We start from the raw sequence: 232 nt of genomic DNA, 5'->3' as shown, positions 1-232 counted from the left end.
TGAAAGGCATCAGCGTTTCATTATTGATGATGCAGGAACTGCTGCGGCGCGGGCATGACGTCACGCTGGAAGTGGCCGGCAAAGGGCCGGATCGCGCGGCGTTCGAGGCGCTGGCGGCACGGCTTCAGCTCGGCGACCGCGTCACCTTCAGCGGTTATCAGGATGACGTCGCCGGCTTCTTCAATCGCACGCACATCTACATGAGCACGCCGATCACCGAGCCGTTCGGCTT

At 62.1% G+C, this 232-nt stretch carries 1 protein-coding gene; it reads left to right on the top strand.

Going from position 1 to position 232, the window contains the following annotated elements:
• Window positions 1-232 (top strand): glycosyltransferase (locus HMPREF0072_RS11770; protein ID WP_155811923.1); only part of this gene is annotated, 232 nt, incomplete at both ends.

The organism is Anaerococcus lactolyticus ATCC 51172 (genome assembly GCF_000156575.1).
Lineage (GTDB): Bacteria > Bacillota > Clostridia > Tissierellales > Peptoniphilaceae > Anaerococcus > Anaerococcus lactolyticus.
Note: the sequence above shows the minus strand (reverse complement) of the source record. Positions and strands in the feature narration are given on the sequence as shown.